This is a genomic window from Nocardia sp. NPDC087230 (genome assembly GCF_044744725.1).
In the GTDB taxonomy this organism is placed as follows: Bacteria; Actinomycetota; Actinomycetes; order Mycobacteriales; family Mycobacteriaceae; genus Nocardia; species Nocardia canadensis.
Genome location: NZ_JBIUYV010000002.1, coordinates 1,105,744 through 1,132,336, shown reverse-complemented (window position 1 = coordinate 1,132,336; position 26,593 = coordinate 1,105,744). Strand labels below are relative to the sequence as shown.

General features: G+C 69.3%; 26 protein-coding genes. 13 read left to right on the top strand and 13 right to left on the bottom strand.

Translation table 11 applies throughout. The features are described from left to right. Window positions 1-23: 23 nt before the first annotated feature. Window positions 24-1,142, top strand: a complete 1,119-nt coding sequence (locus ACIO52_RS11445; protein WP_218718390.1) for a nitronate monooxygenase family protein — start codon at window positions 24-26, stop codon at window positions 1,140-1,142. Window positions 1,143-1,372: 230 nt separating this feature from the next. Continuing rightward, complete coding sequence (locus ACIO52_RS11440) at window positions 1,373-2,806, top strand: threonine/serine exporter ThrE family protein (RefSeq protein WP_218718389.1); 1,434 nt, start codon at window positions 1,373-1,375, stop codon at window positions 2,804-2,806. A gap of 10 nt (window positions 2,807-2,816) precedes the next feature. Here the strand turns inward: ACIO52_RS11440 and ACIO52_RS11435 are convergent, their stop codons facing one another. Beyond that, on the bottom strand, window positions 2,817-3,584 hold the full coding sequence (locus ACIO52_RS11435; protein WP_218718388.1) for a GntR family transcriptional regulator: 768 nt from the start codon (window positions 3,582-3,584) through the stop codon (window positions 2,817-2,819). Between the two features lie 361 nt (window positions 3,585-3,945). On the opposite strand from ACIO52_RS11435, the gene ACIO52_RS11430 reads away from it, so the two are divergent. Then, complete coding sequence (locus ACIO52_RS11430; RefSeq protein WP_402643345.1) at window positions 3,946-4,623, top strand: hypothetical protein; 678 nt, start codon at window positions 3,946-3,948, stop codon at window positions 4,621-4,623. Between the two features lie 5 nt (window positions 4,624-4,628). On the opposite strand, the gene ACIO52_RS11425 is transcribed toward ACIO52_RS11430, so the two are convergent. Beyond that, entirely contained in the window at window positions 4,629-7,001 is a 2,373-nt protein-coding gene (locus tag ACIO52_RS11425; RefSeq protein WP_402643342.1) for a lysylphosphatidylglycerol synthase domain-containing protein, read from the bottom strand. A 160-nt stretch (window positions 7,002-7,161) separates the two neighbouring features. On the opposite strand from ACIO52_RS11425, the gene ACIO52_RS11420 reads away from it, so the two are divergent. Next, a complete protein-coding gene (locus ACIO52_RS11420) occupies window positions 7,162-8,091 on the top strand; it encodes an NAD(P)-dependent oxidoreductase (RefSeq protein WP_316573053.1) in 930 nt (309 codons plus the stop codon). A 3-nt stretch (window positions 8,092-8,094) separates the two neighbouring features. Here ACIO52_RS11420 and ACIO52_RS11415 read toward each other — a convergent pair whose 3' ends face one another. Then, entirely contained in the window at window positions 8,095-9,018 is a 924-nt protein-coding gene (locus ACIO52_RS11415) for an MBL fold metallo-hydrolase (protein ID WP_255587703.1), read from the bottom strand. Window positions 9,019-9,177: 159 nt separating this feature from the next. Here ACIO52_RS11415 and ACIO52_RS11410 point away from each other — a divergent pair, with 159 nt between their 5' ends. Then, window positions 9,178-9,567, top strand: coding sequence for a hypothetical protein (locus tag ACIO52_RS11410; RefSeq protein WP_218718383.1), 390 nt, complete (start codon window positions 9,178-9,180; stop codon window positions 9,565-9,567). Then, window positions 9,564-10,694, top strand: coding sequence for a cation:proton antiporter (locus tag ACIO52_RS11405; RefSeq protein ID WP_218718382.1), 1,131 nt, complete (start codon window positions 9,564-9,566; stop codon window positions 10,692-10,694). The genes ACIO52_RS11410 and ACIO52_RS11405 overlap by 4 nt, the downstream gene beginning before the upstream one ends. Before the next feature lie 18 nt (window positions 10,695-10,712). On the opposite strand, the gene ACIO52_RS11400 is transcribed toward ACIO52_RS11405, so the two are convergent. From ACIO52_RS11400 to ACIO52_RS11390, 3 genes are all read right to left on the bottom strand, one after another. Continuing rightward, window positions 10,713-11,105: an RNA-binding S4 domain-containing protein gene (locus ACIO52_RS11400; RefSeq protein ID WP_218718381.1), complete on the bottom strand. Its 393-nt coding sequence runs from the start codon at window positions 11,103-11,105 to the stop codon at window positions 10,713-10,715. A 3-nt stretch (window positions 11,106-11,108) separates the two neighbouring features. Then, the gene (locus tag ACIO52_RS11395) at window positions 11,109-11,669 is read right to left on the bottom strand and encodes a C40 family peptidase (protein ID WP_189031567.1); all 561 of its coding nucleotides are present in this window, start codon (window positions 11,667-11,669) and stop codon (window positions 11,109-11,111) included. Window positions 11,670-11,997: 328 nt separating this feature from the next. Further along, a complete protein-coding gene (locus tag ACIO52_RS11390) occupies window positions 11,998-12,291 on the bottom strand; it encodes a hypothetical protein (RefSeq protein WP_218718380.1) in 294 nt (97 codons plus the stop codon). A gap of 109 nt (window positions 12,292-12,400) precedes the next feature. On the opposite strand from ACIO52_RS11390, the gene ACIO52_RS11385 reads away from it, so the two are divergent. From ACIO52_RS11385 to ACIO52_RS11375, 3 genes are all read left to right on the top strand, one after another. Beyond that, window positions 12,401-13,582 (top strand): AAA family ATPase, encoded by a 1,182-nt coding sequence (locus tag ACIO52_RS11385; protein WP_218718379.1) that lies wholly within the window; start codon window positions 12,401-12,403, stop codon window positions 13,580-13,582. Window positions 13,583-13,853: 271 nt separating this feature from the next. Continuing rightward, window positions 13,854-14,804, top strand: coding sequence for an alpha/beta hydrolase (locus tag ACIO52_RS11380; protein ID WP_316573054.1), 951 nt, complete (start codon window positions 13,854-13,856; stop codon window positions 14,802-14,804). Between the two features lie 192 nt (window positions 14,805-14,996). Then, window positions 14,997-15,287 carry a hypothetical protein gene (locus tag ACIO52_RS11375; RefSeq protein ID WP_071930967.1) on the top strand — a complete coding sequence of 97 codons (291 nt, stop codon included), beginning with the start codon at window positions 14,997-14,999 and terminating at the stop codon, window positions 15,285-15,287. A 59-nt stretch (window positions 15,288-15,346) separates the two neighbouring features. Here the strand turns inward: ACIO52_RS11375 and ACIO52_RS11370 are convergent, their stop codons facing one another. Continuing rightward, complete coding sequence (locus ACIO52_RS11370; RefSeq protein WP_218718377.1) at window positions 15,347-16,531, bottom strand: acetyl-CoA acetyltransferase; 1,185 nt, start codon at window positions 16,529-16,531, stop codon at window positions 15,347-15,349. Between the two features lie 247 nt (window positions 16,532-16,778). Between ACIO52_RS11370 and ACIO52_RS11365 the strand changes: the two genes are divergently transcribed. Genes ACIO52_RS11365 through ACIO52_RS11355 form a run of 3 tightly spaced genes read left to right on the top strand, consistent with a single transcriptional unit; the run spans window position 16,779 to window position 20,321 of the window. Then, complete coding sequence (locus ACIO52_RS11365) at window positions 16,779-17,609, top strand: hypothetical protein (protein ID WP_218718376.1); 831 nt, start codon at window positions 16,779-16,781, stop codon at window positions 17,607-17,609. Between the two features lie 28 nt (window positions 17,610-17,637). Beyond that, window positions 17,638-19,572 carry a fumarate reductase/succinate dehydrogenase flavoprotein subunit gene (locus ACIO52_RS11360; protein ID WP_218718375.1) on the top strand — a complete coding sequence of 645 codons (1,935 nt, stop codon included), beginning with the start codon at window positions 17,638-17,640 and terminating at the stop codon, window positions 19,570-19,572. 2 nt (window positions 19,573-19,574) lie between these two features. Further along, window positions 19,575-20,321: a succinate dehydrogenase/fumarate reductase iron-sulfur subunit gene (locus tag ACIO52_RS11355; protein ID WP_402643333.1), complete on the top strand. Its 747-nt coding sequence runs from the start codon at window positions 19,575-19,577 to the stop codon at window positions 20,319-20,321. Between the two features lie 48 nt (window positions 20,322-20,369). Here ACIO52_RS11355 and ACIO52_RS11350 read toward each other — a convergent pair whose 3' ends face one another. The 4 genes from ACIO52_RS11350 to ACIO52_RS11335 are packed head-to-tail and all read right to left on the bottom strand — an operon-like array spanning window position 20,370 to window position 21,951. Next, the gene (locus ACIO52_RS11350; protein WP_218718373.1) at window positions 20,370-20,567 is read right to left on the bottom strand and encodes a hypothetical protein; all 198 of its coding nucleotides are present in this window, start codon (window positions 20,565-20,567) and stop codon (window positions 20,370-20,372) included. Between the two features lie 39 nt (window positions 20,568-20,606). After that, window positions 20,607-20,822 (bottom strand): DUF397 domain-containing protein, encoded by a 216-nt coding sequence (locus ACIO52_RS11345; RefSeq protein WP_218718372.1) that lies wholly within the window; start codon window positions 20,820-20,822, stop codon window positions 20,607-20,609. Then, window positions 20,819-21,037, bottom strand: a complete 219-nt coding sequence (locus ACIO52_RS11340; protein ID WP_218718371.1) for a DUF397 domain-containing protein — start codon at window positions 21,035-21,037, stop codon at window positions 20,819-20,821. The genes ACIO52_RS11345 and ACIO52_RS11340 overlap by 4 nt, the downstream gene beginning before the upstream one ends. Then, window positions 21,034-21,951: a helix-turn-helix transcriptional regulator gene (locus ACIO52_RS11335; RefSeq protein WP_308248475.1), complete on the bottom strand. Its 918-nt coding sequence runs from the start codon at window positions 21,949-21,951 to the stop codon at window positions 21,034-21,036. The genes ACIO52_RS11340 and ACIO52_RS11335 overlap by 4 nt, the downstream gene beginning before the upstream one ends. Window positions 21,952-22,154: 203 nt before the next feature. Between ACIO52_RS11335 and ACIO52_RS11330 the strand changes: the two genes are divergently transcribed. After that, window positions 22,155-22,340: a hypothetical protein gene (locus ACIO52_RS11330; RefSeq protein WP_316573056.1), complete on the top strand. Its 186-nt coding sequence runs from the start codon at window positions 22,155-22,157 to the stop codon at window positions 22,338-22,340. Here the strand turns inward: ACIO52_RS11330 and ACIO52_RS11325 are convergent. After that, window positions 22,337-23,284, bottom strand: coding sequence for a DNA-3-methyladenine glycosylase family protein (locus ACIO52_RS11325; protein ID WP_402643327.1), 948 nt, complete (start codon window positions 23,282-23,284; stop codon window positions 22,337-22,339). The two genes, ACIO52_RS11330 and ACIO52_RS11325, sit on opposite strands and share 4 nt — an antisense overlap. A 291-nt stretch (window positions 23,285-23,575) precedes the next feature. Beyond that, the gene (locus tag ACIO52_RS11320) at window positions 23,576-26,482 is read right to left on the bottom strand and encodes an FAD-binding and (Fe-S)-binding domain-containing protein (RefSeq protein ID WP_402643324.1); all 2,907 of its coding nucleotides are present in this window, start codon (window positions 26,480-26,482) and stop codon (window positions 23,576-23,578) included. Window positions 26,483-26,593 lie beyond the last annotated feature (111 nt).

The following is a 26,593-nucleotide window of genomic DNA, read 5'->3' as shown; positions in this document are numbered from 1 at the left end:
ACTAGAACGTGTTACAGTTCGGTATGCGTACCGAATTCTGCGAACAACTCGGCATCGAGTTCCCCATCTTCGCCTTCACTCACTGCCGCGACGTCGTGGCTGCGGTGAGCAACGCGGGCGGACTCGGCGTGCTCGGCGCCGTCGGCTTCACCGCCGAACAGCTCGAAGTGGAGCTGGCCTGGCTCGATGAGCACGTCAACGGCATCTACGGCGTCGACCTGGTGATCCCGTCGAAGTACGAGGGCAAGGGCGTGGAGGGCCTGACCCCCGAGCAGCTGGAAAAGCAGCTGGCGCAGATGGTTCCGCAGGGCCATCGCGACTTCGCCCAGAAGATCCTGGCCGACCACGGCGTACCCGCGCTGCCCGACGGTGAGCACCACAACGAGCTGCTCGGCTGGACCGCGACCACCGCGGGCCCGCAGGTCGACGTGATCCTCAACCACCCGAAGGCCAAGCTGGTCGCCAACGCCCTCGGCACCCCGCCCGAGGACGTCGTCAAGCGCATCCAGGACTCCGGCCGGGTGATCGGCGCGCTCTGCGGGTCGGTCAAGCACGCGATGAACCACAAGGCGGCCGGGCTGGACTTCGTGGTCTGCCAGGGCACCGAGGGCGGCGGGCACTGCGGCGAGGTGTCCTCGCTGGTGCTGTGGCCGCAGGTCATCGAGGCCATCGGCGATACGCCGGTGCTGGCCGCGGGCGGCATCGGCAACGGCGCGCAGGTCGCGGCGGCGCTGGCGATGGGCGCGGCGGGCGCGTGGACCGGCTCGCTGTGGCTGACCGTCGAGGAGGCCAATGTGCCGCCCGCGCAGATGGACACCTACCTCGACGCCACCAGCCACGACACCATCCGTTCGCGCTCCTGGACCGGCAAGCCCTGCCGCATGCTGCGCAACGACTGGACCGACGCGTGGGAGGACACCGAGAACCCCGACCCGCTGCCGATGCCGCTGCAGATGATGGTGGCCCTCGACGGTGTGAAGCGCGGCCACCGCTACCCCGAGGCGGCCAAGGACGTGAACTTCAACCCGGTCGGCCAGGTCGTCGGCATGATGAACAAGATCGAGCGCAGTGCCGACGTGGTCAACCGGCTCGTCGAGGAGTACGTCACCGCCTGCGACCGGCTGACCAAGCTCAACGGCTGAGCGACGGGGCTCGGGTAGCCTTCCAGCTACCGGTCTACCCGGCCCCGATGAACCCGGTCCGCACGCCCCGACCTCGCGGAGGGGCAGGCCGCGAAGCGGCCGTCGCGGCCGTCTCGCCGATCAGGTGCCGTTACGCAAGCGATGCAGGAGCAAGCGACGGCATCTGATCGGCGAGACCCAGGGGCCGCGACTCGAGCGCGCCAGCGCTCCGAAAACACTGCGGCGGTGACATGGCTTCGGACGGCAAGAGCTCTTCCTGGGCAGCGACGCGGCGCCGGGTCACCCGCGCCATCGCCCGGGTGCGGGCCGACTACATCGCCGGCCCGCCCGCGCCGCCGCGTCCGGCAGACCCGCCGGTACCCGCCGACCTGCTGAATCTGCTGTGCCGCATCGGCGTGGCACTCGTCGGCGCCAGCGAGACTTCGGCACGCGTGCAGGAGATCCTGGACAAACTGTCCAAGCGCTACGGCACCGACAACATCCACTTCATGGTCCTGCCCACCGCGGTGTTCGTGCGCGTGCGCACCCCGGACGGGTCCGCGATCGACATGCTCGACGCCTCGGTCGGCACGCTGCCGCTGGACCAGATCGCGGGGCTCTACCGGCTCATCGACCACATCGAGGCGGACGCGCCGCCGCCGACGGAAGCGTCGAAGGAGCTCGACGCGATCCTGTCGGCCGAACCGGGCAGCCCGCCGTGGCTGATCCTGCTCGGCCAGGTGGTGCTGACCGTCGGGCTGGGGATGATGCTCAATCCGGCGGCCAGGGCGCTGGTGGGCTATGTGGTGCTCGGGCTCGTCGTCGGCGCGCTGACCCAGCTCGCCGACAAGGTGCGGCTGCTGTCGCTGGCACTGCCGGTGGTCGCGGCGGCGCTGGTCGCGGTGCTGGCGTTCGGCTTTCCCGGCACGCTGTCGGGTGGTCAGCCGACCCAGCTGGTGATCCCGGCGATCGCCACGCTGCTGCCGGGCGCGATGCTCACCAACGGCACGATCGAGCTGGCGACCGGGTCGATGGTCGCGGGCGCGAGCCGGGTGGTCTACGGCATCAACATGCTGTTCCTGCTCGCCCTCGGCCTCTACGTGGGCATCAGTCTGCTGGGACCGCTGTCGAATCCGGCGGTGAGCCAGGCCCAGCTGGGCTGGTGGGCGCCGGTGATCGGGGTGCTGCTGATCGGGTTCGGGCACTCCTGGCGGTCGAGCGCGCCGCAGAACTCGGTGGGGTGGCTGCTGCTGGTCCTCTACGTCACCTACCTGGCGCAGTTCGTCGGCAAGACGCTGTCGGGGCCGCTGACCGGCGCGTTCCTCGGTGGTCTCATCGCGGTGCCCGCCGCGTATCTGATCCAGGGCCGCAAGCACGCCCCGCCGCGGCAGGTGGCCTTCCTGCCCGCGTTCTGGATGCTGGTGCCGGGCGGCATCAGCCTGACCGGGATCTCCGAGGTGGTTCTGCACACCACCGGCACCACGGCGGCGAGCGGACTCGAGGTGGTGGTGTCGGCGCTGCTGTCGGTGATGTCGATCGCGCTCGGGGTGATGGTCGGCTCCGGCCTGTCCTCGACGCGGACACCGCATGTCGGCCCCATCATCGATTCGATGCTGCCGCAGGGCCATCACCTGCCGTGGTATCACCAGGTGGAGACCACCAAGCCCGCCGACCCAGACAGCTGAGACGATGCGGTCAGGCGGTCGCGGCCGTGGTTTCGATCGGCGTCGCGCCGACGAGTTCGTCGAAGCGGGCGATGACCTTCTGGTGGTAGAGCGCGAACAGGTCCTCGAACAGGGCCAGTTGCGCCTCGGACGGGCCCGAGTCGGCGTCCCACACCGCTAGCAGCGCGCGCCAGACGAGCACGTGCAGATCGGCGGCGACGGCGAAGTAGGCGGCGACCGCCTCGGGCACCTCGGTGACCATGTCGGCGACCGAATTCAGCACGGCGCGTTGCATGCTCATCCCGAGCACGCCCAGCAACTTGCGCACCAGCGCGATCTCGGCGGTGATGATCCGGACGTGGTCGGGCACGCTCTGCCGGGCCATCGCCTCGAGCTCGTCGACGGCGGCGGCGAGCTCCGCCGAATCGAGCACCTTCTCGGCGGCGGTGTAGCCGAGCAACGCCTCGAGCACGATGCCGCGCTCCACCTCGACGATGTCGGTGAACATCTCGGCGGCGACGGCGGGCGCGGTGACGGAGAACCGGAACAGATGCCGATAGACATCCATGCCGCCCTCTTCCCTGACGTCACGGATGGTGAAACCTTTGCCGCGCCGGGCCTCGACGAAGCCGTAGGACTCGAGCCTGCCGAGGGTGAGTTGCGCGGTGGCCCGGTTCATCCCGAATTCGTCGGCGACCTGGCGGACCGACGGCATCAGTTCGCCGGGCCGGTATTCGCCGGTCGCGACCCGGCGCGCCAATTCGTCGGCGACGTCGGCGACCACCGTCCGGGATCCCATCGAAACAACACCTCTCGGTCATCATCCGGCTACGTCCCAGACAGTTTATGCGCTCGAACCGCACCCCGCACGCACCCGCGACGGCTGTGGGGCGGTTCACGTCGGGCGGCCGATCGCTGGGCGGAACCGACCGTACGGACTTCTCGGCAAGCCACGGGCAACTCCCGGAATGTCCGGTAGCACGCGAGTCGACCGGGGAAAACATAGCGGGGAACGCGTCCGTGTGGATCAGACAGCATTGCGCGCCACCATGATTGAATACGCAAGCAACGGGGGAGCTAAACATTCACCTGGAGGTTGGCGTGCAAACCACTCGGCTCGCGGCGGGCGCCGTCGCCGGACTCGTCGTGATCGCGGGTCTTTGACCGGCACCTCGATCGCACCGCTGCCGCCGCCGAGCCCGACCCACCCGCCCGCGCCGGAGCCGCCCCCGCTCGCCGACGTGAACTGCGGTCCGGTCACCGGCGGCAACGGCGGCACCGCCGATGTCATCGCCTTCGCCTCCGACGCGGGCAGGCCGGGCTGTACCGAGGCCGTCAACGTGGTCGCCGACTACCTCGGCACCCCGCGCACCGGCGACGCCGCCGCCGTCGACGGCTGGACCTGCGCGCCGCAGCCCGACACCGCCGTGCCGCACATCTGCGTCCACCAGGGCCTGACCATCGGCCTGCGTGGCGACGCCGCACCCGCCACCCCGCCGCCACCCGCGACGACACCGATCCGCACGGTCGACCCGACCAAGCCGCCGGTCACCACCACCAGCGACGTCCCGCCCGCGCCGTCACCGCTGCCCGAGGACGTGAACTGCGGCCCGGTCACCGATGCCGGTGGGCACAGCCGCACGGTGATCGCGGTCGGCACCGCGGCAGGCCGGCCGGGCTGCACCGTCGCGATCGACGTGGCGACCAGCTACGTCACCACGATCAGCCCGTCGGATTCGGTCGTCGTCGACGGCTGGCAGTGCAACGCCCAACCCGACCCCGCCACTCCGTCGGTGTGCGCCAAGGACGGCCTGGTGATCGCCCTGCGCGCCGACTGAGCGCCTCAGATCATCTGCTTCTCGCCCATCCAGCGCATGATCGGCCAGCCGAGGGCGACGGGAATCCAGCAGGTCAGCACGCGATAGAGCAGCACGGCGGGCACCGCGATCTCGGCCGGAACACCGAAGGCGGCCAGGCCACCGATCAACGCGGCCTCGACCGCACCGACGCCACCCGGGGTCGGCGCGGCAGAGGCCAGCGTGCCGCCGATCATGGTGACGATGGTGACCGCGACGAAATCGGTACCACCGCCGAAGGCTTCGACACTGACCCACAGCGCCAGCGCCTGCCCGAGGGTGATCGCGCCGCATCCGCCGACGATCATCGAGAACCGGATGGGATCGCGGGCCAGGTCGACGAGTTCGCCGAGAACCTCCTTGAGCTGCGGGCGCACCGAGTGATTCACCCAGCGGCGCAGTTTCGGCACGAACATGAACGCGCCGATCAGGCCGACACCGACACCCGCGGCCAGGTACAGCACGGTCGCGTCCGGCACGATGTGCGCGAGATTGGTGGAGGTGCCCGCCACCACGCTGAACACGACGAGCAGCACCAGGTGCGTGATCACCTGCACCGATTGCTGCAGCGCCACCGCCGCGGTCGCGCGCATGGTCGTCATCCCGGCCTGTTGCAGGAAGCGCACGCTCAGCGCCAAACCGCCGACGCCCGCCGGCGTGGTGGTGGCGACGAAGGTATTGGCCAGCTGCTCCAGGAACAGATCGCGGAACCGGACGATCCAGTCCGCGCAGGCACCGAGCGCGGCGGCCGCGCCCACATACGTCAGTGCCGAGATCACCAAGCCGAGCAGCGCCCACCACCAGTTCAGCGTGCGCAGCTGACTGAAGAAGGTCGGCACCTGGCTGAAGAACGGATACGCCACGTAGACCAGGGCGAACAGCAATACCAGCTGAATGAGCTGATTGCGGGTGAAGCGGGTGAGCTGTTCGGGATGGATGCGATCGTGCCCGGTCTGCTCGCGGACCTCCTCGCGCGCGGTCGCCAGGACCTTGGTCCACTGCGGCACCGACTTGCGGATGCCGGTCGGCATGGCCGATTTGGTGAGCCGCCGGGCCGCGGTGACCACCGCGCTCTCGCCGAGCACCTCGATCGCCGCCGACACCGCCTCGTGCTTGCCGTAGAGCGAGGTCGTCGAGACCAGCAGTTGGGCGATGTCGGTCTGGCGCTGCGCGTCGGCCGCGCCGAACTCGGCGAAGGCGAAGCCGCCGAACAGGGTGTCGCCCTGGTGGACTCGCACGTAGTCGGGTTGCAGGTCGCCCATGCTGATCTGGTTCTCGTGCAGGCGCAGCAGCGTCCGCCACACTCCGGGCAGCACCTGCGCGGACAGCTTGCGGATCGGGGTGCCGCGGGGAACGGTGTGCGCGTACAGCATCCAGCCACGGTCCAGGCCGGCGACCGCGACCTGATGACTGTCGGCCATGCCGAGGTCGCCGATGGCGATGCCCATCAGCGCCCGGTGTTCCACCGCGCGGTGCATCGAACCGTGCAGCGGCGCGGTCTCGCTGGAGCGGAAGGTGATCCAGCGCCACAGCTGCCGGATCGCGCCGAAGCTGCGCTGATCGCGGCCGTACAGCTCGACGACGATCTCGGACTCGGGTCCGTCGACGTCGGTCGCCAGCAGCAGCGGACCGCGTCCGGCGGGCCGGTCGACCCGGAAGGCCCGCACCGTATAGCCGCGCCGAGCCAGCACCCGCACCGCCGCTTCCAGCGGCACCTCCAGCGCCGGGGTGCCGACCAGCCAGACGATCACCGCGCCGACCAGCCAGCCGACCACCAGCCCGAGCATGGCCCGCGCGGGCACCACCGAGCTGACGACCAGATGGATGGGCGCGAACATCAACAGCAGAAACCACATCCACCGCCGCGGCCGCGGCGGCAGCCACGGACTGGAGACGGTGAGCATCGCCGCGAGCATCGCGATCCAGCGCGGGTCGTCGAGGAACTGCGAGAGGAAGGTGTCGAAGCGATCCGGTGCGGGCAGATGCCATTTCGGAGTGGAGATGCCCGCGCCGGTGACCGAGAGCGCCAGGACCGCGAGCAGCCCGGCCGCGGCGTAGCCCGCCAGCAGCTTCCACTGCCTGCGCAAGACCAGCTCGATCAGGATCGCGAACGGCAGCGCGAGGATGAGCATGCCGTAGACCAGATACACCAGGGTGGACTGGTCCGGGCTGAGGAAGTCGACGATCTTGGACACCGACCGTTCCAGCGCCAACCACTCCGGCCTGGTGATCAGCGAGCCCGCGACCACCACACCCACCCCGATCGCCGCCAGCACGACCCGGATGATGTCGCTGGTACGCCGGATCAGCGGCTGCAGGAGACTTCCCGTGACCGGGATCTCCCGACCGTCGACTCGCATGAGCCGCACGATACACACCGACACGCCGTCGACCCGCCGTGACATCGGCCCAATTCCCGGCCACCGTACACCGGGTGAAGCCCATCACAGACCGTCACATCGCACCGGCTCGATCCGTCCAGGAAGCAGGGAAACACTCACTCCGCCGGAAGGAACTCCCATGCAGGTTCTGCTCGCAGGCGCCACCGGCGCCATCGGCCGTCCACTGATCCGCGCGCTGACCGCGAACGGGCACCGCGTGTCGGCCATCGTGCGCAGCCCCGACGCCCATCCGCTGGTGCGCGAGCTCGGCGCCGACCCGGTCACCGCCGACGTGCTCGATCGCGACGGGCTGCTGCGCGCGCTCGACGGCACCGCGTTCGACGCCGTCGTCCACGAGGCGACCGCGCTGCGCGATGCCAAGGTGCAGCGCCGGATTCCGGCCGATGACCCGACCGGCCTGCTGCGCACCGTCGGCACCGCCAATCTGCTGGCCGCGGCCGAGCTGGTCGGCGCGGGCCGCTTCGTCACCCAGTCGCTGATCCTCGGCTACGGCTACCTCGATCACGGCGACCGGCCGCTGACCGAGCGCGATCCGTTCGGGGTGTACACCGGTGGCGTCGCCGACGAGGTGGTGCGCGCGACCGTCGCGGGCGAGCAGCAGGTGTTCGAGGCGCCGGGCGTCGACGGCATCGCGCTGCGGTACGGGCTGTTCTACGGGCCGGGCGCGTTCAGCGACCTGTTCGCCGACATGATGCGCAAGCACGCGCCGGTCGGCCCGCTCGGTGCCGGCGGGGTGAACAGCTGGATCCATGTCGAGGACGCCGCCGCGGCGACGGTCGCCGCGCTCGACCGCGGTACGCCGGGCAGCGCCTACAACCTGGCCGACGACACCCCGATCACCTGGCGCGAGTTCTTCGCCGAGGTGGCCCGCAGCCACGGCACACCCCGGCCGATCCGGCTGCCCGCGTGGATGATCCGGCTGGCCGTGCCCTATATCGGCGCGCTGATGGCGGACACATCGATGCGGATCTCGAGCGCGCTGGCGCACGCGGAGCTGGACTGGCGGCCGCGCTATGCGAGCGTGGCCGAGGGGCTGGCCGCGCGCTGAGGCTCAGTGCGGGGCGCGGGCGGTGACGGCGGCGCGATCGTGGCCGGGGATCAGCTCGATCTCCTCGGGCAGCGCGTGCAGCCGGTGCACCGTCTCGAAGGCGGTATCGCGATCGTCGTCGACGAGGTCGCCGGGCAGCGGGGCCTTCTCGCGCAGCAACTCCACCTGCAGCGTGCTCCACACCGCGTCGCCCGCGAGCAGCACCCGCGACCCGTCGTCGACGGCGAGCAGCACGCCGATGCTGCCGGGCGTGTGCCCGGGCAGGTCGACCAGCACGACCGAGCCGTCACCGAACAGGTCGTGGCTGCGGGTGAAGGTGAGCACCGGCGGTCCGTCGAGGTCGTAGAGGTCGAACACGCGTCCACGCAGGGGGCCACGGGCGACACCCAGCGGGGCGCGCGATCCGCCCATCGCCCAGCGGTATTCGACGCCGGGCACCCGGATCGGCACCCAGCCGGGCAGCTCGTAGAGCCCGGCGACGTGGTCCCAGTGCAGGTGCGTCGGCAGCACGAAATCGATGTCGGCGCCGGTCAGGTCGTGGGCGGCGAGGACTTCGCTCAAGCCGCGCACCGGCTGGCCGGGGGCCACGAGCAGCGGGACGGGGAACGGCAGTTCGGGCAGCACTCGCTCGTGCACGCCCGCGCAGATCGCCGGGTCGACCAGGAAGGTGGCCGACGGGTGGCGCACCAGGAAGGTCGACATGGTCAGCGGCGTCGACCGCAGCGTCCGCACGCCCTCGGCGACGATCGCTGTCGGCGCGGACATCTCGGCCTGGACCAGCGCGGTGAGCGAGACCGTCGCGCGCGCGGGCGGCAACGGCGCCGATTCCAGCGCGGCCAGAAACGCGGTGTCGGCGGCGCGCGGCCACAGCAGCCGCGGAACCGTCGCGACGACAGCGACACAGCAGGCGAGAAGCGTCGATAACATCGTGCTGCGCTCACCCATAGCTGCCACCGTAGGCGATAGCCCACACCCCGACCACCGCGTACTTTTCGGGGCCCGCCGCCCGGATACCGATCGCGCAAACAAACGACAACATCCAGCGACTCTCCCGCTAACCCGGCCGCAGCGGCGGATGATGATTCGATGGCAGACCAAATCATCCAGGTGCAATGGAAGGCCACCCCGGAGGAACACGACTACCCGGCCGCCGCCGACTATCTCGAACTGCTCGGCGACGCGACGGTGGTCGAGGCGATCGTCGCCGACCTCCGCAGCGCACCGGTGGTCGTGAAGAAGGCGAAAGACATCCTGCGCGCCTCCCAGCTCGAGGCCCTGACCCCGGACAATCCCCACGTGCGCAAGGACCTGCTCAAGATCAACGAGGGCAAGAAGCTCTCGCCGATCCTGCTGGTCCGCGGCGACTGCCGCAAGAACGTGCCGATGCTGATCGCCGACGGGTACCACCGGGTCTGCGCGCTCTACTTCGCCGACGAGAACGCCGAGATCCCCGCCAAGATCGCCGCGATGCCGTGACCTTCGCGACCCTGGCGCTGATCGTCGCGCTCGGGGTGATCGGACCACTGCTCGCCCTGCCCAAGCGGCTGCATCTGCCGGTCATCCTGGGTGAGCTGCTGGCCGGGGTCGTCTTCGGTACGACCGGGTTGCGAATCCTCGACGCGAGCGATCCGATCTTCGTGTTCCTGGCCGACATGGGTTTCGCGCTGGTGATGTTCGCGGCGGGTACGCACGTGCCGGTGCGCGATCCCGCCGTGCGCGGCGCGCTCGGCGCGGGCGCGCTGCGAGCGGTGCTGGTCGGCGTCGTCGCCGCGGGCGGGGGCTGGGGCGTGTCACAGGCTTTCGGCATGGGCCACACGGGGATCTACGCGGTGCTGATGGCGTCGTCCTCGGCGGCGATGGCGTTGCCGATCATCGACTCGCTGCGCCTGAGCGGACCGCCGGTGCTCGCGCTCACCGCGCAGGTCGCCATCGCCGACACCGCCTGCATCGTCGCGTTGCCCCTGGTCATCGATCCGGACAACGCGCTGCGGGCCGCGATCGGCGCGGTGGTCGTCGCGGCCTGCGCCGGCGTGATGTTCCTGATCCTGCGGTATCTGGAGAAGACCGGCGCGCGCCGGCAGGTGCACGAGGTGTCCGAGGAACGCAAGTTCACCCTCGAGCTGCGGGTGAGCCTGGTGCTGGTCTTCCTGCTGTGCGGCGTGGCCAGCTCGATGCATGTGTCGATCATGCTCGGCGGCTTCGCGGCCGGGCTGGCGGTGGCGGGGATCGGCGAGCCCCGGCGCGTGGCCAAGCAGGTATTCGCGATCAGTGACGGGCTGCTGGCGCCACTGTTCTTCGTCTGGCTGGGAGCCCGACTCGACCTGCGCGAACTCGGCGCGCATCCGCAGTTCATCCTGCTCGGCCTGACCCTGGGCGTCGGCGCGGTCGTCGCGCACTGGACCACGCGGGTGCTGGGTCAGCCGCTGTCGTACGGGACGCTGGCGGCGGCACAGATCGGGGTGCCGGTCGCCGCGGTGACAGTGGGCAGTCAGCTGGGCATGCTCGTGCCGGGCGAGGGTTCGGCGATCATGCTGGCCACCCTGTGCACGATCGGGATCGCGACGATCGCGTCGAGCAGACTGGCGGCGAAGGTATCGACCTAGCGCGTGGTCAGAGCTGCGCTAGTCGGTGCGGCCCATCAGTCGATCCGTTTCGCGGCGTTCCCGTTTAGTCGGCCTGCCCGCACCGCGATCGCGCTGCGGGATCGAGGCGAGGACTTCCTTCGGCGGTGGCGGCGGGCTGCGATCGATCATGCACTGCGCGGCGATCGGTGGCCCGACGCGCTTGTGGATGATCCGCTCGACGACGACGATGCGTTCGAGGCCCGCGTGCTTGATCCGGATCTCGTCACCGATCCGCACCTGCTGCGCGGGTTTGACGGTGACACCGTTGATTCGCACATGCCCGGCGCGGCAGGCTTCCGCCGCGGCCGAGCGCGTCTTGAACAAGCGCACCGCCCAGATCCACGAGTCGACGCGGGCCTGGGTGACGGAGCGTTGTTCCGCGGGGGTCACCCCTTAGACGATACGGCGAGCCGTGACGACGTCGTCGGCGCTGAGGTGGGTGTAGGACACCGGGGTGCCCGACTGCACCGCGTTCAGCAGCTGACCGTTGCCGGCGTAGATGCCGACGTGACCGCCACCGTTGGTGATGACGATGTCACCGGCCTGCAGGTTGTCGAAGGACACCGGCGCGCCCACGTGGGACTGCTCGAAGCTGGTGCGCGGCAGTTCGATTCCGGCCTGACGGTAGGCCCACTGCACGAGGCCGGAGCAGTCGAAGCTCGACGGGCCGGCGGCACCCCAGCTGTAGACCGCGCCGAGCTTGGTCCGCGCCGCGTCCAGGGCGATGTTGCCCGCGGACTGCTGCTGCTGGAAGGGGTTGTCGAAGGTGACGCTCGGCAGCTGCGGGGCGGCCTGGCCCTGCGGGGCGACCATCGCCTGAAGCTGCTTCTCCACCTGCTGCGCGGGCTGCTCGAGCTCCGGCGGCAGATCGAAGTTACCGAGGCCGGGAATGTTGATCGTGGCGGCCTGCGAAATCGCAGGCATCGCACCAGTCGTGGCGGCCACCGCACCCATGACGAGCGCACCCTTGACGGAATTCGGCAGTCGAGAATCCCGCTGCAAGCTGTGTTTACCCACCGAGACGAGTCTCCGATCTTGCTGCTCCACCACCGGGTCGTCGGAATCGCTTGGCGACGACAACTATTCGGCGGTGACTCAATGGCGCCGTTTCTCTGACGAAGCGACAGACTCCACTAAGTCACGAGAAGATTACGGCCTGTGATGGAAGCTGTCCAGCGAAGCACGCAAGTTGTTTTCCCGCACTCGGGAAAGCCCTGGACAAGCGCTGTCGTTCCGGCGTGTCGCCGCGCGTAACGGTCCGATATCCCGATCGGCCGTCGCGTTATCGGGCGCGGCCGTCGCGCCCGCCGAGCACCTGTTCGAGGTCGGCGATGCGGGTGCGCGCGTCGGCCAGGTCGATCTCGAGCCGCCCGAGCGCGATCAACAGCGGGCCCAGCGCCAGCGCGGCCAGCGCCTCCGGATCGTCGCCGCCCTCCCCCTCGACGGCGGCCCGCAGGAACACCCGGATCGACTCGGTCAGGTGCGCGTCCGCAGGCAGCCGCAGGCCGTCGAGGAGGGCGGCCGTCGAGGTCGCCATCGGCTCTCCGTGCGCGTCCCACTGGGGTTCCTCGGGCATGTCACTCCGTTCCGCTGCGATGACGTCGTCTCCGGTTCGCTAGCAGTATCTAGGACACAGCCCAGAGTTACCGAGATTCCCCCGCTGATCCGCGCTACGGTTGTCCGGCATGGACCCCGTGCGCAATCCCTACGCTCCCGGCGCCGGCCAACGTCCACCCGAATTGGCCGGACGTGACAAGCAACTCGCCGCCTTCGACATCGTGCTCGAGCGGGTGGCCAGGGGCAGGCCGGAGCGCAGCGTGATGCTCACCGGGCTGCGCGGGGTCGGAAAGACCGTGCTGCTCAACCAGCTTCGTTCGGCGGCGATCTCGCGCGGCTGGGGCACCGGCAAGATCGAGGCGCGACCGGACCAGGATCTGCGCAGGCCACTGTCCTCGGCGCTGCACATGGCGGTGCGCGCGATCGCGATGGCGCACCGCAATCCCGAGCACGTCGACGACTTCCTCGGCATCCTCAAGGCCTTCGCCCTGCGCGCCACCGCCGACAAGGGCATGCGCGAACGCTGGCAACCCGGCATCGATGTGCCCGCGGTGACCGGCCGCGCCGATTCGGGCGACATCGAGATCGACCTGATCGAGCTGTTCAAGGAGGCCGCGGCGCTGGCGGCCGATATCGGCGTCGGGATCGGCATCTTCATCGACGAGATGCAGGATCTCGGCCCGGCCGACGTCTCGGCGATCTGCGGCGCCTGCCACGAGCTGAGCCAGGACGGCGCGCCGCTGATCGTCGTCGGCGCCGGGCTGCCGCATCTGCCCGCGGTGCTGTCGGCTTCGAAGAGTTACTCGGAGCGACTGTTCAGTTATCACCGCATCGACCGGCTCGACCGGCAGTCGGCCGACCTCGCGCTGATCGCCCCCGCCGAGCGGGAAGAGGTGAAATTCACCGAGGACGCGCTGGACTCGCTCTACCAGAAGGCCGACGGCTACCCGTATTTCGTGCAGGCCTACGGCAAGGCGGCCTGGGACCAGGCGCCCGACAGTCCGATCACCGCCGAGGACGTCGAGGTGGCAGCGCCCGCCGCCGAGGAGGAACTGGCGGTCGGCTTCTTCGGCTCCCGGTACGAGCGCGCGACGCCCGCCGAGCGCGAGTACATGCGCGCGATGGCCGACCTGGCCGGCGACGACGGCCCGGTCGCCACGTCGGCGGTCGCCGCCGAGCTCGGCCGCAAGCCGGCCTCGGTCTCGCCCGCGCGCGACGGGCTCATCAAGAAGGGCCTGATCTACTCGGCCGAGCGCGGCACGATCGGTTTCACGGTCCCCCACTTCGGCCGGTATCTGCGGAGCGTATAGCTCTCTACTTCTCTCTAGCCACTTTCCTAGAAGGACTAAGACAACCCTCGAGAGAGCTCTCGACGACGATCTAAGAATCTCTAGTTCGAGAGCTAGATAGCCGAAGAATCTCCTGCATAACGACCAGGGCCCGCCCGGATTCGGTTGCGCATCGGCTGGATAACGCCAGGATTGGCGGGCTAACGGGCCGGAAATCTGATTCGAATAACTCAGTACGCGACTCTCCTCATGGCGGGCCGCGGCCAGCGCTCCAGAACCACAGGAGGCCGCTATGTCGAAGTCGTTCGCCACCACCGATCTTCTCGGTCGGCGCGCCACCGTCGTCACCGACGACGGTGTGCCGATCGCGGTCCGCACCTTCGGGGCCGCCGACGCCGCGCTGACCGTCGTCTTCGTCCACGGCCACTGCCTGCACACCGAATCGTGGGCGTTCCTGCGCGAGCACCTGCTCCGACACTGGGACGGCGACACCAGGATGGTGTTCTACGACCACCGCGGCCACGGCGAATCCGGCCACGCCGACCACGCGACCTACACCATCGATCAGCTGGCCACCGACCTCGACGCGGTGCTGCGCGCGGTCGCGCCGACCGGGCCGGTCGTGCTGGTCGGCCACTCGATGGGAGCGATGGTGCTGCTGGCCTACGCCCGGCTGTTCCCCGCGTCCATCGGCACCCGCGTCGCCGGGATCGGACTGATCGCGGGCGCGGCGGGCGGGATCACCGAGGTCGGCCTCGGCCGACTGCTCAATCGGCACGCCGTCGCCTCGTTACAGCACGCGGTCCTGCGCGCACCCCGGGTGATGCAGGCCTCGAAGCGCTTCTCCCGCTGGATCTTCGGGCCACTGATCCGCGAGGCCGCCACCGGCACGCGGCGAGTGAACCCGCGGGTCGCCGCGGTGGCGACCGCGATCCTGAACGAGACGCCGCTGCTGACGATGTCGGGCTTCCTCAGCTCGCTGCTGACCTTCGACGAGGCGCGCACCCTGGCCCGGCTCGGCGATCTGCCCACCCTGGTGCTGGCCGGCTCGGCCGATCTGATGGTGCCGTTCACCCACTCGGTGGTGCTGGCCTCGCAACTGGCGGGCGCCGAACTGGTGCGGATCGAGGGCGCCGGACACAGCGTCATCCTGGAGCGCGCCGAGGAGGTCGCGACCTCGATCGCCGTGCTCGTCGAGCGGGCCGCCGCCGGGGTCCGCAAGCACTACGCGGTCGCGGGCTGAGAACCGGAGTTACCGGACGGCAATCGCCGAATCCGGGCCAACTCCGGGCGTAAACCGAAAAGCTCGGTTATTGTGGTGGAGATCACGTTGTGTGGTGAGTCACACGGCTCGGTGCAGTGCGGCCCGGGAGTTCACGGGCGTGCCAGGTGATCCGGCGAGTCGGTATGCCCGCCATATACACAGGAGGTAACGATGACACGCAGCGATATCGCGGAACTGCGCTACGCGGTCGGTCAACTCCGGCAATCGATCGGCGCACTGCGCTCCAACTACGGCGACGCGGCCACCGTGCGCCGGCTGGAGAACGACCTCGAGCGGCTCGTCATCGATGCCGAGGAGTTCGAGCAGGCGCCACCGCCGGAGCTCGCCGTCCCCCGCAGATCCGAACCGATCTACGTCCCGGACAGCAAGTCCGACGAGGCCGCCTGGATGGGCGCTCAGGACGAGGGCCTCGGCTTCCACTCCCGGCCCAGAACCAAATAGTCAGACCTGTTCACCGGCGCGGCGGTCCTGCCACCCAGGGGTCGCCGCGCCGACCCCTGTCAGGCGCGGTGTCGGCCGAACCGGCGTCCGGGGCGGACGCCGTGGAACCGGGCGCCGCGCGGGGTCTCCGACGGTTCGTCGGAGTCGGCCGATTCGAACAGCGCCGCGATCCCGTGGTCGTGGCCGAGCGCGATGGCCTCCAGGCCGTAGCGGCCGCCGCAGCGGCCCAGCTCGTGCAGCATCGTCGTCATGATCCGCAGGCCGGTGGCGCCGACCGGGTGCCCGAGGGCGATGTCGGAGCCGTTGACGTTGAGCCGGTCGTGCGGGTCGAGTTCCCATTCGGTGGCCAGGGCGAGCACCTCGACCGCGTAGCCCTCGTTGATCTCGAGCAGGTCGATCTCGTCGAGCGAGCAGCCGGTGCGGGCCAGCAGCTTCGATACCGCGGGCGCCGCGCCGAGCGCCGGGCCCTCGCTGTCGCAGCCCGCGGCGGCCCAGCCCGCGAGGAACGCCATCGGGGTCAACCCCAGTTCGTCGAGCCGGTCCTCGGCCACGACCAGGCACGCCGACGCGCCGAGCCGGTGCGAGCTCATGTTGCCGATGGTGACGACGCCGTCGACGAGCAGCGGCCGTAACCCGGCCAGGGTGTGCGTCGACAGGTCGTCGCGCACCCCCTCATCACGGCGGATCTGGTGTTCCAGCGCACCGGCGGCGACGCCGACCGGCACCACCTCCGCGCCGAACGCGCCCTGCCGCCACGCCCGCGCCGCCTTGCGGTGGCTGGCCACGGCGAATTCGTCGGCGGCATTGCGGTCGATGCCGTAGTAGTGCGCGAGCCGCTCGGCGTTGTGCAGTCCCTCGCGACCGCCCGGCAGTCCGGCTTGGGCCGGCGAGCACTCGACGCCGCCGGCCACCACCACGTCGGCGGCGCCGGTCTGCACCATCATCGCCGCGGTGATCACCGCCTGCAGGCCGCTGCCGCCGTGCCGGTCGGTGAGGAATCCGGGCACCGCGAAGGGCAGGCCGGCTCCGCGCGCGGCCAGTGCGCCGATCGCGGGCACGTCGGAGAGCCCGCCGTCGACACACGCCATCGCGACGTCCTCGATGCGTAGCGGGTCGATCCCGGAGCGCTCGATCACGGCCGACAGGACCGTGGTCGCCAACCACTCGGCGGGCATCCCGGACAGCGCGCCACCCTCCACGCCACTGGGCGTGCGGACGGGTGCCACGATCGCGGCTCTTCTCATTGCTCGTCACGCTCCTTTCCCCGGTGCGGGGAATTCCAGTGACAGGGCACCACAGGTTTGTTGCACCGGCGTGACCGACTGTCACGGGAGTTATTGCTGTGACAGAGATCACCAGGGGGTGGAACAGGCGGTTGCGTGAGACCCGGCTCGAGCGGCGAGAACACAGGCGTATGGTGCTCCACATCACAATCCATCGCGGTGGGGAATGATCAACCGCCGCACGGCCTAGATCAGCGAGGCATCCACCGTGAGTGCCGCACCGACCACCAGCCCGTCGTCCGGGACGGGCGTGTTCAGCAAGACGAGGGCCCGCATCGCCGCGCGGACCCTGCGCACCGACCGCTGGTGGCTGCCACCACTGCTCACCGCGATCGGTCTCGGCGCCTTCGTCGTCTACGCGACGATCAGATCCTTTGTGCGCACGGCCTATTGGGTGCCGCAATACCACTATCTGACGCCGTTCTACTCCCCCTGCCTGAGCGACTCCTGCGTCCCGGGATCGAGCCACTTCGGCACGCCGTTCGGCGAGCTGCCGATGTGGATCCCGCTCGGGTTCGTGGTGCTGCCGTTCCTGCTCGGCTTCCGGCTGACCTGCTACTACTACCGCAAGGCCTACTACCGGTCGGTGTGGTTCTCCCCGCCCGCCTGCGCGGTCGCCGAACCGCACGCGCGCTACACCGGTGAGTCGCGACTGCCGCTGATCATCCAGAACTCGCACCGCTACTTCTTCTATGTCGCGCTGCTGGTCTCGCTGATCAACACCTACGACGCGATCACCGCGTTCCACGGGGAGACCGGCGGTTTCGGCTTCGGCCTCGGCAACATCGTGCTGCTGGTCAACGTCATCCTGCTGTGGGCCTACACGTTGTCGTGCCACTCGTGCAGGCACATCGCCGGCGGCAGGCTCAAGCACTTCTCCGCCCATCCGGTGCGGTACTGGTTCTGGACCCAGGTCTCCAAGCTCAACACCCGCCATATGGCGCTGGCCTGGACCACCCTCGGCACCCTCGTGCTCACCGACTTCTACGTGATGCTGGTGGCCAGCCAGACCATTTCGGACCTGCGGTTCGTCAACTGAATCGCGTCGACACCAGGAGCTAGTTCGAATGTCAGATGTGGAACGGCACGACTACGACGTCGTGGTGATCGGGGCGGGCGGCGCCGGGCTGCGCGCGGTGATCGAGGCCCGCGAGCAAGGACTCTCGGTCGCGGTGGTGTGCAAGTCGCTGTTCGGCAAGGCGCACACCGTGATGGCCGAGGGCGGCTGCGCGGCCTCGATGGGCAATGCCAACGAGAAGGACAACTGGCAGACCCATTTCAAAGACACCATGCGCGGTGGCAAATTCCTCAACAACTGGCGGATGGCCGAACTGCACGCGCAGGAGGCGCCCGACCGGGTATGGGAACTGGAAACCTATGGGGCCCTGTTCGATCGGACGCCCGACGGGCGAATCAGCCAGCGCAACTTCGGCGGCCACACCTATCCCCGGCTGGCCCACGTCGGCGACCGCACCGGCCTGGAACTCATCCGCACCATGCAGCAGAAGATCGTCTCGTTGCAGCAGGAGGACTACGCGGCCACCGGTGACTACGAGGCCAGGATCAAGGTCTTCGCCGAGTGCACCATCACCGAACTGCTCACCGACGGCGGCCGCATCGCGGGCGCCTTCGGCTACTGGCGCGAATCCGGCGGCTTCGTGTTGTTCAGGGCGCCGGCGATCGTGCTGGCCACCGGCGGGATCGGCAAGTCCTACAAGGTGACCTCGAACTCCTGGGAGTACACCGGCGACGGCCACGCGCTGGCCCTGCGGGCGGGCGCGACGCTGATCAACATGGAATTCCTGCAGTTCCATCCGACCGGCATGGTCTGGCCGCCGAGCGTGAAGGGCATCCTGGTCACCGAGGGCGTGCGCGGCGACGGCGGCGTGCTGAAGAACTCCGACGGCAAGCGCTTCATGTTCGACTACATCCCACCGGTGTTCAAGGGCCAGTACGCCGAGACCGAGGCCGAGGCCGATCAGTGGTTGCGCGACAACGACTCCGCGCGCCGCACCCCCGACCTGCTCCCCCGCGACGAGGTCGCCAGGGCGATCAACGAGGAGGTGAAGGCGGGGCGCGGCACCGAGCACGGTGGCGTCTACCTCGACATCGCTTCCCGGATGCCCGCCGACGAGATCGTGCGCAGGCTGCCCTCGATGCACCACCAGTTCAAGGAACTGGCCGATGTCGACATCACCGCCGAGCCGATGGAAGTCGGCCCGACCTGCCACTACGTGATGGGCGGTATCGAGGTCGACCCCGACACCGGCGCCGCGGTGGTGCCCGGCTTGTTCGCCGCCGGTGAGTGTTCCGGCGGCATGCACGGCTCGAACCGGCTCGGTGGCAACTCGCTGTCGGATCTGCTGGTGTTCGGGCGACGGGCCGGGCTCGGCGCGTCGGCCTACGTCCAGCAGCTCACCGACCGGCCCGCGCCGGCCGAGACCGACATCGAGGCGGCGGCGAAAGCCGCTCTCGCACCGTTCGATCCGCCCGCCACCGGCGCGGGGGAGAACCCGTACACCCTGCACAGCGAGTTGCAGCAGACGATGAACGACCTGGTCGGCATCATCCGCAAGGAACACGAGGTGCGCGAGGCCATCGAAAAGCTGGCGCAGCTGCGCGCCAGGTACGCCGAGGTCACCGTCGAGGGGAAACGGCAGTTCAATCCCGGCTGGCATCTGGCGCTGGACCTGGCCAACATGCTGCTGGTCAGCGAATGCGTCGCCGAGGCGGCGCTGTTGCGCACCGAGAGCCGCGGCGGGCACACCCGTGACGACCACCCCGGCATGAATCCCGACTGGCGCAACAAGCTGCTGGTCTGCGCGGTGGACCCGGCCACGGCCGACCGGCAGGTCCCGGCGGTCACCGTCACCCCGGCCGATCAGACGCCGATGCGCGACGATCTGCTCGCCCTGTTCGAGCTCAGCGAACTCGAGAAGTACTACACCGAGCAGGAATTGGCCGCCCATCCGGCGGCCGGCTCGACCGAGGGAAAGGCGTAGCGATGGGGTACGACGCCCGGTTCCGGGTCTGGCGCGGTGATCTCGACGGCGGCGGCCTGGAGGACTACACGGTGCTGGTGAACGAGGGCGAGGTGGTGCTCGACATCATCCATCGCCTGCAGGCCACCCAGGCACCCGACCTCGCGGTCCGCTGGAATTGCAAAGCGGGAAAATGCGGTTCGTGTTCGGCGGAGGTGAACGGCAGGCCGCGGTTGCTGTGCATGACCCGGATGTCGACTTTCCCCCCTGACGAGGTGATCACGGTGACGCCGATGCGCACCTTTCCGATCATCAAGGATCTCGTCACCGATGTCTCGTTCAACTACGAGAAGGCAAGGGAGATACCGTCTTTCACGCCTCCAGCAGACCTGAAGCCCGGTGACTACCGGATGAAACAGGTCGATGTGGAACGCTCACAGGAGTTCCGCAAGTGCATCGAGTGTTTCCTGTGCCAGAACACCTGTCACGTCGTCCGCGATCACGAGGACAACAAACAGGCCTTCGCGGGCCCGCGCTATCTGATGCGCATCTCCGAACTGGAGATGCACCCGCTCGACACCGCCGACCGCCGGGAAATGGCACAGGAGGAAGCGGGCCTGAGCTATTGCAATATCACCAAATGCTGCACCGAGGTGTGCCCGGAACACATCAAGATCACCGACAACGCGCTCATTCCCTTGAAGGAACGCGTTGTCGATCGCAAATACGACCCGATTGTGTGGCTCGGCAACAAACTGTTCCGTCGGTAGGCGACTCGCCGCGGGGCACGTGATGGCGTGCCCCGCGGCGATCGCCTTCTACAACACGGCGACAGTCCCCACCGCGACTAATCCGACCAGTAATCCGATGAACAGCGCGCCGAGAAGCGAACCGGTGAGCACATAGATCCCGATCGCCGATACCGCGAACAGCAGTATCACGATCAGGCGCTCGACTCCGTCCTCAGGCGCCAGCCTCCGGTACCGGGGTGGCATTTTCTTCAACCCTCGGTCCATGTAGATGGGCTACCCGGCCGGGCCTTGATCCAAACGTGATCAAGGGCGATCGAACTCGCCGTCGTGCACGCCCGCGGTGAACGCGGTCCACTCGCTCGGGGTGAAAATCAGCACCGGACCGTCGGGATTCTTGCCGTCGCGCAACGCCACGTACCCGTCGGGCAGCATGGCGACCTCGACGCTGCTGCCCTCCCCCGCGGTCCCGGCGCGCAGCCAGGTCGCGCCGGTGGTGTCGATGGTGCGCTTGCTGTTCACCGTGCGCCCAGGGCGCACGCGAACGCGCCGTTGTCGATGCCCTGGGTGAAGGCGTCCCAGCTCGGGCCGTCGAAGACCAGCGCGGGGCCGGCCGGGTTCTTGCTGTCGCGCACGCCGACGCGACCACCGAACAGGAATGCCACTTCGACGCAGTCCTTGCCCGCGCCGCTGCGCGTGCTCTTGAACCAGTGTGCGTCGACGAGATCGAAACTCATGCCACATACTCCTTCGCGACCTGCCGCAGCAGGTGTCTACTCGGTTGAATATCCAGCGCATGACGCTGGAGGCACTCGTGAGCCCGGTCGTACCTTCTGACATCCGCGCGTCGTTCCAGGTAGAGATCGCCGGTGAAGCCTTCGGCGTACACCACCGGTGGTTCGACCGGTTGCCCCTTGCTGTCGGTGCCGAACTCGAGAACCGTGAAAGGTCCGGTGGAGACTCCGAGTGGAACACCGGCGGCAAACGGCAGGATACGCAGTGTCACATTGCTTCGGGTGCTCGCGTCGGCAAGATGTCGCAACTGCGCAGCCATCACCTTTGCATCACCGACGATGCGATGCAATACCGATTCGTGCAGAACCACATCGATCTCGGCGGGCGAATGCTTGCGGTTGATCAACGCCTGTCGTTGCAGCCGCAACGCGACCCGCCGATCGAGCTCGTCGACCGAATCCTTGGGATAGCCCAGCTGATTCAGCGCACGCGCGTAGTCGGCCGTCTGCAGCAGGCCGAGGACCAATTCGGACTGATAAGCCCGCAGCCGATGCGCCGATGCCTCCAAACCCACATAGACGTCGAAGTTTTCGGGAATCAGATCGCCGTACGCGTGCCACCAGCTCTTGACGGCGGCCTGCTGCGCGAGGCCCGTCAAGCCCTCGGCGAGATCGTCCGGAATACCGTAGATCCGGCACAGCTCGTGGATGTCGATCGTCCGGATGCGGTCGGCCTGGCCCTTTTCCAGGCGCTGCAACGTGCTGGCGCCCCATTCCATCAACTTGGCGGCCTCGGCGATCGTCAGACCCGCCTGGGTCCGCCAATCGCGCAGATAGCGGCCGAGCTGGCGGCGCGGCAGTGTCGAGGAGACCCCTGCCGCCGGTCCGCCCACTCCGGTCGATGCGTTCGCTGCCACAGCCCCACTCCTTCTGTGCTCGCAACCCGCCACAGCCCACAGCCCCGCCTATGGCGGTGGATTTCGTCCACTATGGGGAATCCTGCACTCCCCGTTGGATGCCGTGCTGGGAATTCGCCGCGAAATATCGGGATCGGCGTGTACCGGCCGTTAGCCGAACGGTTGCGTGCTCTCCTGGAGACATGCAATTGAGCGATGTGAACATGCATATTGCCGCTGCACTACTCGGTTGCGGCACCGATCCGGGCCCGATGGACGCCGAACAGGCCCATGCCGCAATGCAATTGCACCTCGACTGCACGGTCGACGAGTGCCGGGTCCGCAGGCGGGCCCGCACCACCCTCGTCGACGCGGGGCACTGCGTGCTCGACCAGCGCGCGATCCGTTAGCGGTGCCGGTGGTCGGTGATCGGGGTGCGTGGCCCGAATTTCGGTTTGTGCGCCTGCCCGCTCAGCGCGAGCAGGCGCACCGCCCGATAGCGGTGCGGCCGTAGCGGTTCCAGGTACTCGATCATCGCGTCGTCGTCGATCGGCCTGCCGAGCAGGCTCCAGCCGACCGTCGCGGCCAGGTGGTAGTCGCCGACCGAGAGGGCGTCGGCGTCGCCGAAGGCGCGCTGCGCGGTCTCGGCAACCGTCCAGACACCGATGCCGGGCAGGCTGCGCAACCGCCGCGCGGCCTCGGCGGGCGAGAGCTGCGCGGTGCGCTCGATCGAGTCGGCGACCCGGGCCGCGCGCACGATGGTCTGTGCCCGCTGCGGGCCGACATTGGCCCGGTGGTACTTCCACGACGGAATGCGCCGCCAGGTCTCGGCGTCGGGCGCGACCATCAGCCCGGCGGGCGCGGGCCCCGGCGCCCGCGCGCCGAACTCACGGACCAGGCTGCGCCAGGCCGCGAACGAGGACTTGGTGTGCACCTTCTGCTCGAGGATCGCCGGCACCAGCGATTCGAACACCAGCCCGGTCCGCAGCATCCGCAGGCCGGGCACCACGCGATGGGCTTCGACCAGCTTGGGATGCTCGGGCGTGAAGTCGGCCAGGTCTTCCTCGAGGCACAGCATCCGGTCCAGCCCGGCCAGGAATTCCTCGGCGCCGGGTCCCCAGGCGCGCGCGTGCGCGCCGTCGCGGCCGTCCTGGACGAGCCGGTAGGTGACCACCCCGGTCGGCATCCGGGAGGCGTGCCAGTGCGCGCCGTCGGCGTCGACGTGGTGACACGGATCGCCGCCGCCGCGCCGCAGCGGGACCACGGTGAGCCCGACGTCGAACGGTCTGCTCGACCGGACGGTCCTGGACAGCCCGGCCGTCGTCAGGCCGGGGTCGAGGGTCTGATCGCGCACCCGACCATTGTGCGCGCCCGCTCCCGCGCCGATGCGTGTTCGTAATATTCGCCACGTTCGCCGCGATGTAGATCGTGTTGGCAAACAGCCGGCATCCCATCGATGCAGGAGGTACCCGATGATCACCAACGCACTCAACTGGCTGCTGGCGGCGTGGGGCAGCGGGTCGGCGGGCAGCTCGGGGTACCAGATCGCGCCCGGCACCCTGCCCGGCGGTAGCTGAGCCGCGTTCGACCGCGGGCCTACCGCGCGGGCGCCGGACACGGCGCACGCATCGGACCGCCGCGCACCTCAGCCGCCCAGGAGGAACGTCGCCAACGACACTCCTCGGACGTTCGCCAGCTGCTCGGCCTGCGTCCGGCAGGAGAAGCCGTCCGCCAGGAACGTCGTGCCGTCCGGGGCTGCGCGCAGGGCCGGGAGCAGGGCACTCTCCGCGACCGCGACGGACACCTCGTAGTGGCCTTTCTGCATTCCGAAGTTCCCGGCCAGCCCACAGCACCCGGCCAGCTCCTCGACGGTGACGCCCATCGCGGCCAGCAACCTGCGCTCCGCGGCGAACCCACCGACAGCATGCTGATGACAATGCGGCTGTACCACGACCCGTTCCCCCGCACGGGGCGGCGGCCGCCATCCGGGCTGGTCGACCAGGAGCTCGGCCAGCGTCCGAACGGCAGCCGCGACCCGCGCCGCCCGCGGATCATCGGCCAGTAGTTCCGGCAGGTCGGCGCGCAGCGCGGCGGTACACGACGGTTCGAGACCGACGACCACTCCACCCGCGGCCACGTGGCCGGCCAGCGCCTCCACCGTCGCCCGCAGCCGAGCACGCCCGCCGTCGAGCTGTCCGGTGGTTATCCACGTCAATCCACAGCAGACCCGAGCCGTGGGGATATGTACCCGGTAGCCGAGTTCTTCGAGCAACACCGTCGCGGCGATCGCGTTCGCCGGATCGAAGGTGTCGGTGAAGGAATCCACCCACAGCAGCACCGTGCGCTCGCTCCCCGTCGACGACCCGGTCGACGTCGCTTTCGTGGTGGTGGCGGCGGGGTCGTCGGTGCGCGAGTGCGGCAGTAGGTGGTGGTGGCGGGAGCGCACGAGGGCGGCGACCGCGGGCTCGGTGCGGCTGTTGCCACCGATTTCCTGCCAGATCCGGCGGAACGGCGTCGGCGCGAGGACCGGTGCGCGGCGGCGGGGATCGATGCCGACCGCGCGCATGGCGGTTCGGCGGAGCAGGGGGCGGGCGGCGAGAGTGTTGGCCAGGCGGGGAAAGCGTTGGGCGACAGTGAGCCAGCGGGGAAGTCGGCCCAGGACGTAGTGGTCGAGCGGCCGGGGGCGACCTCGGTAGCGGCGGTACAGGGTTTCGGATTTGTAGGTGGCCATGTCGACGCTCGCCGGGCAGTCCGATCCACAGGCCTTGCAGGACAGGCACAGATCCAGTGATTCCTCGACCGCCGGTGCGCGCCAATCGAGTTCGCCGCGGACGACCTCTTGGAGGACGCGGGCGCGGCCTCGAGTGCTGTCCTTCTCGTCGGCGGTCGCCAGGTACGACGGGCACATGAAGCCGCCCGAGGCGCGAGTGTCCGCCCGGCACTTGCCGATTCCTACACACCTGTGCACAGCTGTGGACAGATCGCCGGCATCGTCGGCCAGCGCGAAACCACCCACCGAGGGCAGCGGACGCAGCCCCGCGACTCGCAGGTCGCCATCCACGGGCGCCGCGTCGACGAGGACGCCGGGGTTGAGCACGTCGTCGGGGTCGAACAACGCCTTGAACCCGGCGAAGGCGGCACGCGCGGCGGGGGAGTACATCACCGCGAGCAGTTCGGATCTGGCGCGCCCGTCGCCGTGTTCGCCGGAGAGCGAACCACCGTGGCGCACCACGAGTTCGGCGGCGTCGAACAGGAAGGACCGGAAACGCCGGGGCGCGTCGGCGATCGGGAAATCGAGCCGGACGTGGATGCAACCGTCGCCGATATGGCCGTACAGCAGCCCGTCGACCTCGTACGCCGCGGTGAGCGAGGCGAATTCGCGTAAGTAGCGGCCCAGCTGAGCGGGTGGGACGGCGGCGTCCTCCCAGCCGGGCCAGGCGGGACGACCGTCCGGTGTGCGCCCGGCCAATCCGGCTCCGTCGGCCCGGATCCGCCAGAGTGCCGCCACGGCAGCGGGGTCGGTGACGATGCGATGGTCCTCGGCGTTCGCCTCCCGGCACAGCCGCTCGGCCTGCGCGAACGCCTCGTCGGCACTCGCCCCCGCCGTCTCGACGAACAGCCATCCGCGCCCGCGCGGCAATGCGGGCACCGTGCCGCGATGCGCGCGGACCCGGTCGACCAGACCGGCATCGATGCCCTCCACCGCGATCGGACCGCACCTGGTGACCGCGGCGACATCGTCTGCCGCCGTGGCGATATCGGGGTAGCCGAGCACGGTCAGCACAGTGGCGGCGGGCACCGGGGTGAGGTCGAGTTCGGCCTCGAGCAGCAGTCCACAGGTGCCCTCGGTGCCGACGAATGCCTTCGCGATCGACGAACCACGCTCCGGCAGTAGGTGTTCCAGCCCGTACCCGGACGCCTGCCGATCGAATCGGCCCAGCTCGGTACGCAATACCGCGAGGTTGGCGGTGGCGAATCCGGCCAGACCGGGAACCACGCCGAGGTCGCCCCCGAGCACCCGTTCGGCGCCCGTCCCGTCGACGACGCGCAGCGACCGCACCCGATCGGAGGTGCGCCCCCAGGCCAGCGCGTGCGGCCCGCAGGCGTTGTTGCCGATCATCCCGCCCAGCGTGCAGCGGTCCTGGGTGGACGGGTCGGGCCCGAACCGCAGACCGTCGGACCGCAGCCGTCGTTGCAGGTCCGACAGCACGACGCCCGGCTGCACCCGGGCCGTGCGCGCCTGCGGATCGACCGCGAGCACGCCCCGCAGATGCCTGCTGAAATCGAGCACGATCCCGGGACCCACGGCATTGCCCGCCACCGAGGTCCCCGCGCCGCGCGCGGTCAGCGAGAGCCCGTGTTCGCGGGCGAAGGTGACGGTCGCGGCGACATCGGCGTCGTGGCGCGGGAACACCACCAGCGTGGGCCGGACCCGGTAGTTGGAGGCGTCCGAGGAGTACTCGGCGCGGCGGCGGGCCGACGCGTCGACCGCGCCGTCGAGCCGGCCGCGCAGGGCATCGGCCAGTAGCTCCGCACTCCGATCGCCATCCACCCGACCAGCTTATTTCGCCGGTGTTCGCTGTCGGCGGAACGGGCGGTCCCGGAAATGTATTTGCAGTCAACCTTTGTTGAGGTTTTAGTGTCGGTGGGCAGGAGTTCGATG